This is a genomic window from Mesorhizobium sp. M2A.F.Ca.ET.037.01.1.1 (assembly GCF_003998075.1).
Classification (GTDB): Bacteria; Pseudomonadota; Alphaproteobacteria; order Rhizobiales; family Rhizobiaceae; genus Mesorhizobium.
The window spans coordinates 1-9,301 of the sequence record NZ_RZSA01000153.1 but is presented as its reverse complement, the minus strand read 5'-3'; the positions used below and the strand labels follow the sequence as shown (position 1 = coordinate 9,301).

The 9,301-nt window shown below is 65.2% G+C and carries 7 protein-coding genes and 1 riboswitch; of the genes, 3 read left to right on the top strand and 4 right to left on the bottom strand.

Going from position 1 to position 9,301, the window contains the following annotated elements; genetic code table 11:
- Together EOA27_RS10460 and EOA27_RS10455 are read left to right on the top strand one after the other, a co-directional pair.
- The coding region (locus EOA27_RS10460) for a DUF5682 family protein (RefSeq protein WP_127256101.1) at positions 1 to 2,189 on the top strand (2,189 nt) is incomplete at its 5' end.
- Positions 2,182 to 3,417, top strand: a complete 1,236-nt coding sequence (locus tag EOA27_RS10455) for a VWA domain-containing protein (protein WP_127256099.1) — start codon at positions 2,182 to 2,184, stop codon at positions 3,415 to 3,417. The genes EOA27_RS10460 and EOA27_RS10455, both read left to right, overlap by 8 nt.
- A gap of 64 nt (positions 3,418 to 3,481) precedes the next feature.
- On the opposite strand, the gene fba is transcribed toward EOA27_RS10455, so the two are convergent.
- From fba to mtnK, 4 genes are all read right to left on the bottom strand, one after another.
- A complete protein-coding gene (fba, locus tag EOA27_RS10450; RefSeq protein WP_126078694.1) occupies positions 3,482 to 4,546 on the bottom strand; it encodes a class II fructose-bisphosphate aldolase in 1,065 nt (354 codons plus the stop codon).
- A gap of 159 nt (positions 4,547 to 4,705) precedes the next feature.
- On the bottom strand, positions 4,706 to 5,173 hold the full coding sequence (locus EOA27_RS10445) for a 6,7-dimethyl-8-ribityllumazine synthase (protein ID WP_126078693.1): 468 nt from the start codon (positions 5,171 to 5,173) through the stop codon (positions 4,706 to 4,708).
- Between the two features lie 79 nt (positions 5,174 to 5,252).
- A riboswitch (FMN riboswitch) is annotated at positions 5,253 to 5,468 on the bottom strand.
- Between the two features lie 233 nt (positions 5,469 to 5,701).
- The gene (gene mtnA / locus EOA27_RS10440) at positions 5,702 to 6,799 is read right to left on the bottom strand and encodes an S-methyl-5-thioribose-1-phosphate isomerase (RefSeq protein ID WP_126078692.1); all 1,098 of its coding nucleotides are present in this window, start codon (positions 6,797 to 6,799) and stop codon (positions 5,702 to 5,704) included.
- On the bottom strand, positions 6,796 to 8,064 hold the full coding sequence (gene mtnK / locus EOA27_RS10435; RefSeq protein WP_126078691.1) for an S-methyl-5-thioribose kinase: 1,269 nt from the start codon (positions 8,062 to 8,064) through the stop codon (positions 6,796 to 6,798). The genes mtnA and mtnK overlap by 4 nt, the downstream gene beginning before the upstream one ends.
- A gap of 138 nt (positions 8,065 to 8,202) precedes the next feature.
- Between mtnK and EOA27_RS10430 the strand changes: the two genes are divergently transcribed.
- Positions 8,203 to 9,301: sugar ABC transporter ATP-binding protein (locus EOA27_RS10430; RefSeq protein WP_145970316.1), on the top strand; the 1,099-nt coding region annotated here is incomplete at its 3' end.

Genomic DNA, 9,301 nt, shown 5'->3' with positions numbered 1-9,301 from the left:
AGGCGTTGCAGGAATTGCAGCCGGTCGCCGTGCTGATTGAGGGGCCGGTGGATGCCTCGCCGCTGCTGCCGCTGCTCGCCAGCCCCGACATGAAGCCGCCGGTGGCGCTGCTCTGCTATCCGGAGGATGATCCCGCCGCGACCAGCTTCTGGCCTTTCGCTGAATTCTCGCCGGAATACCAGGCAGCACTTTGGGCCGTCGCCAACAAGGCGGCGCTGCGCTTCATCGACCTGCCGTCGGCCGCGCGGCTTGCGGAGAAGGCGGCTGAAGCGGCAGCGGACACCGAAGCAGCCGAGGCGGAGGCCAAGGACGAGCAGGGCGAAGAACCCACGCGCGTCCAGGATCCGATTGGCACCCTGGCGCGTGCCGCCGGCTACGAGGACGGCGAGAGCTGGTGGTCGGACATCATCGAGCAGAATCCCGAGCCCGGCCCGATCTTCGCGGCCATCGCCGACGCGATGACGACGCTGCGCGACGGCGAGGGTTCGATCGGCAGGTTAGAGGCTATGCGCGAGGCACATATGCGCCTCGAGATCGCCGCAGCGCGGAAGGAATTCGACGGCCCCATGGCCGTGGTTTGCGGCGCCTGGCATGTGCCGGCCCTTCAAGCAGGGCATACGCAGAAGAGCGACCAGGCGCTGCTCAAGGGCATCGGCCGGCGCAAGACCACGATGACCTATGCGCCGTGGACCGGACCGCGCCTGGCGCTGGGCTATGGTTATGGCGCCGGCGTCGTAGCGCCGGGCTGGTGCAAGCATCTGTGGCAGACACGTGGGCAGGACGACGCCTCGGTCCTGTGGTTGGCGCGGATCGCCTCGGTGCTGCGGGCGAAGGGCCACATGATCTCCACCGCATCGCTGATCGAGGCGGAGCGCCTGGCGCGCGCGCTTGCCGCCATCCGCGAACGGCCGAAGCCGGGCTTCGAGGAGCTTCGCGATGCCTCGGTCTCGGCGCTCTTCAACGGCGAGGCCCTGCTGTGGAAGATGGTCGAGGCCGAGCTGCTGCTCGGCGCCGATGTCGGCGAGATCCCGCCCGACACGCCGCTCGCGCCGCTGATCGACGATCTGCAGCGCAACCAGAAGGCTGCAAGGCTGAAGCCAGAGGCACTGGAGCGGGAACTTTCCGTCGACCTGCGCAGCGAGAGCGGTCTCTTCCGCTCGACATTGCTGCACCGGCTGAACGTGCTTGGCGTCGACTGGGGCAGGCTGACCGATGTCGGCCGCAGCCGCGGCACGTTTCGCGAGCGTTGGATGCTCGCCTGGCAGCCGGAATATGCCGTCCGCCTTGTCGAGAACCTGGTCTACGGCCCGACCATCGAGAAGGCCGCCAATGGCAGGCTCATCCAGATGATCGGCGCCGCCGCGACGCTCGATGCTTTGGCTACGCTGGTGCAGAGTGCGATCACCGCCGCCCTGAGCGAGGCGTCCGCCGCCGGTCTTGCAGCGCTCGAGGAAAAGGCGGCGCACAGCAGCGAGTGCCTGGAGTTGTTGGCCTCGGTGCCGCCGCTTGCCGACATCATCCGCTACGGCGAAGCGCGCAAGACCGAGAGCGAGCGACTCGCCGGCCTGCTGGAGCGGCTGATCATCGAAGGCTCCATCGCGCTGCCTTACGCGGCGCGCGATCTCGACGCGCAGGCCGCGGCCGCGCTGATGCGAGCGCTGCGCAAGGCCGATGAGGCGATCAAGCTGGTCGAGCCGGACGAGCATGTCCTCGAAGCCTGGCGCAACGGGCTGGCGGCCGTGCTGGATTCGTCACGCTCCACGGCGCTGGTTGCCGGCTGCGCCGCGCATCTGCTCTACGACGCTGGGCGGCTCTCAGCCGACGAGACCGCCGATCTCCTGGCAAGGCGCCTGTCGCCAGGAACGCCCGTGATTGATGCCGCCGCCTTCTTCGAAGGTTTCTTCAGCGGCGCCGGCCAGCGGCTGATCTATGACGAGGGCCTGCGCGGCGCCGTCGATGCCTGGCTGGCCTCGCTCGACGAGGAGGCTTTCGTGGCGCATCTTCCGCTGCTGCGCCGCGTCTTCTCCAATCTCGACAGCATGGAGCGTCGTCGCCTCATCGAGGCCGTGCTTGGCAAGAGAGCGAGCCTGCCGGCCGGGCTGATCCCGGCGCCGGATAGTGGCGCGGCATGGAACAGGCATTTTGGCCTTCTCGCAAAGCTGCTGGCAGGGGAGGCCAATCATGGCTGACGAAACGACCGGGCGGGATCTCGAAGCGGCAACGGACAATCGCGAGCGTCGCTGGCGGCTGGCGATCGGGGCCGACGACGAGACATCGTCGGCGCTGTCGGCCGAGGACCGAAAACTGTCGGCGGCGCTCGATGCGCTTTATGGCGACGGCAGCGGCGACACCGCCGGCGATCCGCGCAAGCGGCGCGGCGGGCTCGGCCGCTCGGCACCCCGCGTCGCGCAATGGATGGGCGACATCCGCTCCTTCTTCCCCGAGCAGGTCATCCAGGTCGTGCAGAAGGACGCCTTCGAGCGGCTGAACCTGAAGCAGATGCTGATGGAGCCCGAGTTCCTCAAGGCGATCGAGGCCGACGTCAATCTCGTCGCCGACCTCGTCTCGCTGCGCTCGGCGATGCCGGACAAGACCAAGGACATCGCCAGGTCGATCATTTCCGACATCGTCGCCAAGCTGATGCAGCGCCTGGAGCAGAAGACCGCGGAGGCGATCCGCGGCGCGCTCGATAAGTCGCGGCGCACCAACCGGCCGCGCCAGCGCGATATCGACTGGCCGCGCACGATCACGGCGAACCTTCGCCACTACCAGCCGGACCATAAGACCGTGGTTCCGGAAAAGCTGGTCGGCTTCATGCGTCGTCAGCGCCGATTGGTCGACCTCGACGAGGTGACGCTCTGCGTCGACCAGTCCGGCTCGATGGCAAGCTCGGTCATCTATGCCTCGATCTTCGCCGCCGTGATGGCCTCGCTGCCGGTGGTGCGGACGAAACTCGTCTGCTTCGACACGGCGATCGTCGATCTGACCGAAGAACTCAGCGATCCGGTCGAGGTGCTGTTCGGCGTCCAGCTCGGCGGCGGCACCGACATCAACCAGGCGGTCGCCTATTGCGCCGAGCGCATCGAACGGCCGACCAAGGCGCATTTCGTCCTGATCACCGATCTCTACGAGGGCGGCAACGGCAAGGAGCTCCTGCAAAGGCTGGCAGCACTTGTCCGGTCGGGCGTCAACGTCGTCGTGCTCTTGGCGCTCACCAATCAGGGCCGTCCCGGCTACGATCCGTCGATGGCCGGGTCGGTCGCCGCGATCGGCATCCCGGTCTTCGCCTGTACGCCCGACCATTTCCCCGACATGATGGCGGCGGCGCTGCGTCGCGAGGATATCGGCGCCTGGGCGGCGGGCGCGGACATCAAGCTCGTCCGTGCCGACGCGGAGACGCCGAACGCCGCCGAATAGCGCTCGGCGGCGTTCGCTATGACCTTTTCCGCGACCTGATCATGACAGGTTATGCGGATGCTGCTTAGCCGAATTTCGGGTCGAGGCTGCCCGACTTGTAGTGCTTGGCCATCTCCGCCAGCGGAATCGGCTTGATCTTCGGCGCGTTGCCGGCGGTGCCGAACTGCTCGAAGCGCTCCTTGCAGAGCTTCTTCATGGCAGCCATCGCCGGCGTCAGATATTTGCGCGGATCGAACTCCGACGGGTTCTCGGTCAGCACCTTGCGGATCGCGCCGGTCAGCGCCATGCGGTTGTCGGTGTCGATGTTGATCTTGCGCACGCCATGCTTGATGCCGCGCTGGATCTCCTCCACCGGCACGCCCCAGGTCGGCTTCATCTGGCCGCCATATTTGTTGATGATCTCCTGCAACTCTTCCGGCACCGACGACGAGCCATGCATGACCAGATGCATGTTGGGCAGGCGGCGATGGATCTCCTCGATCACATTCATCGCCAGCACCGCGCCGTCCGGCTTGCGCGAGAATTTATAGGCGCCGTGGCTGGTGCCCATGGCCACCGCCAGCGCATCGACATGCGTATCCCGCACGAACTGCTCGGCCTGCACCGGGTCGGTCAAGAGCTGGTCGTGGCTGATCGCGCCTTCGACGCCATGGCCGTCCTCCTGCTCGCCGCCGCCGCTCTCAAGGGAGCCAAGCACGCCGATCTCGCCCTCCACCGACACGCCGCCCCAATGAGCCATGTCGACGACGCGGCGGGTGATGCCGGAATTATAAGCGTAATCGGCCGGAGACTTGCCGTCCTCCTTAAGCGAGCCGTCCATCATCACCGAGGTGAAGCCATACTGGATCGCGGTGACGCAGGTCGCTTCGTTGTTGCCGTGGTCGAGATGCATGCAGACCGGGATATCGGGATGGATCTCGACCAGCGCGTCGATCAGCTTGGCCAGCACCACGTCATTGGCGTAGGCGCGCGCGCCGCGGCTGGCCTGCAGGATGACTGGCGACTTGGTCTCCTCGGCCGCCTCCATGATGGCGAGGCCTTGTTCCATGTTGTTCATGTTGAAGGCAGGCACGCCATAGCCATGTTCGGCGGCATGGTCGAGCAATTGTCTCAGTGTGATGCGAGCCAACGAATAGTCTCCCGTATCTGTTGAAAGCGCGATTTAGCAGGTTGGGCCGAAACCCGGCCCAACTGCTTCTGGCCGGATTTCCGACGGACCGCAACCCACTCAGGTCGCGGTCCTGAAATCCAAATCGGTTTAGTTCTGATGCGCTGCTCGCGAAGCGGTTCAGGCCGCGATTCTGGCACGCGCGGCGAGGATCTCGACGCAGGCCTTCGCCGCCTCCTTGCCCTTCACGGTGAAATGCTCGTGGAAGAAGCGGTAATGCTCGGCGCTGTCATGGTAGTTGTGCGGCGTCAGCACCGCCGACAGCACCGGCACGCCGGTCGCAAGCTGCACATTCATCATCCCGTCAATGACGGCGCTCGCCACGAAGTCATGCCGGTAGATGCCGCCATTGACAACGAAGGCGGCGCCGAGGATCGCGGCATAGCGGCCGGTCTCGGCAAGCGTCTTGGCGTGCAGCGGAATTTCATAGGCTCCGGGCACGTCGAAGACCTCGACGGCAAAGCCGCCGAGCGCTGCAAGCTCGGCCTCGAACGCCGCTGCGCATTGGTCGACGATATCGGCATGCCAGCGCGCCCGAATGACGGCGACGCGAAGGGTAGTTTGGTCTTTAGGGAAATGCTGATTCATGGGTCCTTCCTTCCGTTTCGAACCAGAATCAGGACGCACGACGCAAAAACACGGCCCGCGCGAGCGGACCGTCTCCTGCGGCCGTTCTCTTCCATCCGGACTGTAACCGTCGGCTCCGGAATCGCACCGGATCTGCTGACCCTTCCACTAGAGCGCCACGCGTCCTTTTGGACGCGTAAAGGACGCTCTAGCACTTAAGAATCCACGCATTAATGCGTGGACTGGAAGGCGCTCGCGGGCTTGGGTCGAGACCCTTACCGCCGGTGGGGACTTTCACCCCGCCCTGAGAACATTAACGCGGGTTTTATGGGAGAGGAGGGTGGCGCTGTCAATCGGCCACGACATTTCGGTCGTCATCCTAGGGCGGAGCAAGGAGCGAAGCGACGCGCGCAGACCCTAGGATCCATGCCGTGACGCTAAGGCGTTGCAACGGCTCCAGAATTCTGCACCGTTGCACTCCTTGGCGAACGTAACGGCATGGATTCTCGGGTCAAGCCCGAGAATAACGAAGTGCCGAGGGGAGATCAGCTAATCACCCCGCTCCGGAAACATCGCCTTCAGCCCCTCTCGCGAGGCCTTGGCCACGCCGCGCTCGGTGATTAGCCCCGTCACCAACCTTGCCGGCGTCACGTCGAATGCCGGGTTTGCCGCCGGCGTCGCATCGGGCGAGACGCGCACCTGCGCGACCTTGCCGTCAGCCGTCTTCCCCCAGACCAGCGAGACCTCGTCGCCGGAGCGTTCCTCGATGGGGATTTCCTTCAGCCCGTCGGCCACCGTCCAGTCGATGGTGGGCGAGGGGAGCGCGACGTAGAAGGGCACCTCATTGTCGGCCGCGGCCAGCGCCTTGAGATAGGTGCCGATCTTGTTGCAGACGTCGCCATTGGCGGTGGTGCGGTCGGTGCCGACGATCACCATGTCGATGTCGCCATGCTGCATCAGATGGCCGCCGGCATTGTCGACGATCAGCGTGTGCGGCACGCCGTGGCCGGCCATCTCCCAGGCGGTCAGCTGGGCGCCTTGGTTGCGCGGCCTGGTCTCGTCGACATAGACATGGACAGGAATGCCGGCCTCGGTCGCCAGATAGATCGGCGCGGTGGCCGTGCCGTAGTCGACCGTCGCCAGCCAGCCGGCATTGCAGTGGGTGAGGATGTTGACGGTCTCGCCCGGCTTCTTCTTCGCCGCGATCTCCTTGATGATGGCAAGCCCGTTCTCGCCAATGGCGCGGTTTAAGCCCACATCCTCGTCGGCGATCTCGGCGGCCCGCTTGTAGGCCGCTTCGGCACGCTCCCCTGGCGCGAGGTGCTTGAGGTGCCGGCGCATCTCGTCCAGCGCCCAGCGCAGGTTGATCGCCGTCGGCCGCGTCTTGTTGAGCGTTTCCCACACCGTATCGAGCGCTTCGTCCGACGGGTCGTCCATCATCTGGATGGCGACGCCGTAAGCCGCGGTGACGCCGATCAGCGGCGCGCCGCGCACCCACATGTCGCGGATGGCAGTGGCGATGCCGGCGACGGTTCCGATCGACTCGATGCGGAATTCATGCGGCAGCCAGCGCTGGTCGATGATCTCGACCGAGCGCTTGTCGTCGCTGAGCCAGATGGTGCGGTAGTGGCGTTCGCCGACGTTCAAATTCTGTTCTCCTGTTCGATCAGCGCGGCCAGATTGTTGACCTCGTCGATGCTGTGGATCCGGCGCCGGTTGACGGCAATGTGGCGGCCGAAGCGCAAAGCCTTGGCCTCACATGTGGCGCGCAGGTCTTGATCGGCAATGGTTTCGAAATCGGCATTGTGGGCCAGCCCAAGGATGCGCCGGTGCACCTCGATGCCGGCAAAGCCGAGCAGGTCGGTCCAGATGGAATGCAGCATGTGGTCGAGCGCCTGCTCGGCGCCCAGCCTGTCGCCCTGATCCTCGAACAGGCTTTTCTGGTAGAGCATGCCGGTGCGCTCGCTGCGCCACAGATGCGAGAACTCGGCGCGGAAGGTTGCCCAGGTCTCGGCGGTGACGCCGAGCAGATAGGCGCGCATCGAGTCCCTGCTGCCTTTTTCCTCGTGTCCGCGCTGCGAGAAGAAGGCGATCCAGAAATTGGCAAGCAGCATGCCGACATCGAAGGCGATCGGGCCGTAGAAGGCGAACTCCGGATCGATCATCCGGGTCTCTGTGTCCGTCACCATGATCGAGCCCGAATGCAGGTCGCCATGCAGCAGCGTTTCGGCATTGGCGGCGAAGAGATGCTTCAGCCGCTGCGCCTCGACCTTGAGGTCGCGGTCGGCGCGCAATTCGGCAACCAGGCCGTCGAGCTGGGGCGACGTATGCCGGTTCATCTTGGCATCGAAATAGGGATCGGAAAACACCAGATTCTCGGTGATGTCGCAGAGCTCGACATTGTCGGCGAACAGCGCCAGATCGGCCTTGCGCTCTTTCGTGGCCATCGACAGATCCGAGCCGCGGAACAGCGTGCGGGCCATGAACAGGCCGATGTCACGCGCGATGTTCGGCAGTTCGCGGCCGTCGATCAGAGCGCGCCTGAGGATGACGTGCGGCGGCGCCAGATATTCCATCACGATCAGCGCCTGGGTCTCGTCAAAATGGTAGATCGCCGGCACCGAGCCGGGCGCCCGGCGCTCCTGCCTGGTCAGCGCATGATATTCGAAGAACGAGCGCTTCAAGGGCAACGGCCAGCTGTCGCCGACCAGCCGCACATAGGGCAGCGCCTGCTTCACCACCGCCGCACCTTGGTCGCCCTCGACGATGAAGACGAGGTTCAGATTGCCGTCACCGACCTCGCGTACTTTCCAGTGGCTGGCGTCCTTGCCGATGCGCTCGGTCAGCGCCGCGGTCTCGCCAAGGCGCTTCGGCAGCGTCTCCACCGACAATGCTTCGAACTTCCCGGTCATTCTCTCCCCTCCTGCTCGTGGTGTCCGACGATAGCGGAGCCACGGCGGCGGGGCCAAGCTAGGAAGCGCTCTGGCAAATGTCAATCGTGTTGACAATTGACGAATGAACCCATAGCGTCAGGAACCAGGGAGGAAGGAATGGGCGCAGATGCCGTGTTCCATGTGGAGGGCTTGAGGAAATCCTTCGGCCAGAACGAGGTGCTTGGCGGCATCTCGCTCGAACTGCATGCGGGCGAGGTCACCGTGCTGATGGGCGCCAACGGCGCCGGCAAGTCGACCCTGGTCAAGATCATCAGCGGCGTCTATGCGCGCGGTGCCGGCACGATGCGGCTGGCCGGCAACGCATTCGACCCGCAAACCCCCGCCGAAGCCATTCGCGCCGGCGTCGTCACCGTGCACCAGAACATCAATGACGGCGTGGTCGCCGACCTCGATGTCGCCACCAACCTGACGCTCGACCGGCTGAGCGGCAAAGGCGCGTCGATGCTGTTCAAGCCCGCCAATGTCCGTGCCGAAGCCAAGGCCGTCGCCGACCGCATGGGGCTGGCAATCGACCTCAAGGCGCGCGTCAGCGATCTGTCTCTGGCCGACCGGCAGATGGTGGCCATTTCGCGGGCCATGGCGCACCAGCCCAAGGTGCTGATCCTCGACGAGCCGACCTCCTCGCTGTCGAGCGCCGAGGCCGACCGGTTGTTTTCGCTGATCGACCGGCTGCGCGGTCATGGCGTTGCCATCCTCTATATCTCGCACCGCATGTCCGATATCAGGCGGCTCGCCGACCGCATCATGTCGATGCGCGACGGTGTCGTCTCCGGCGTCTTCGATCAAAAACCGCTTGATTACGAGGGCGCCGTCAACGCCATGCTCGGCCGCAAGATCCGTCTCGACAGGGTCGTTGCCAGAAGTTCCGTCAGCGCGGTCTTCACTGCAGAAGGCCTGCGGATCGCGCATGGCGCAAAACCGATCTCGATGACGCTCGGCGCCGGCGAGGTGGTGGCGATCACCGGCCTCGTCGGCGTCGGCAAGACGGCCTTGGCCGAAACGCTGTTTGGCGTGCGCAGAGCGCTTGCCGGCGCCATGCATATGGACGGCAAGCCCTACGCGCCGGGCTCGGCGCGCGAGGCGATCGCCGCCGGTGTCTTCCTGGTCGCCAAGGATCGCGCCGAGAGCGGCATTGTCGGCGGCTTCAACATCGAGCGCAATATCAGCCTGCCGTTCCTCAGGCGCATGTCCAGCC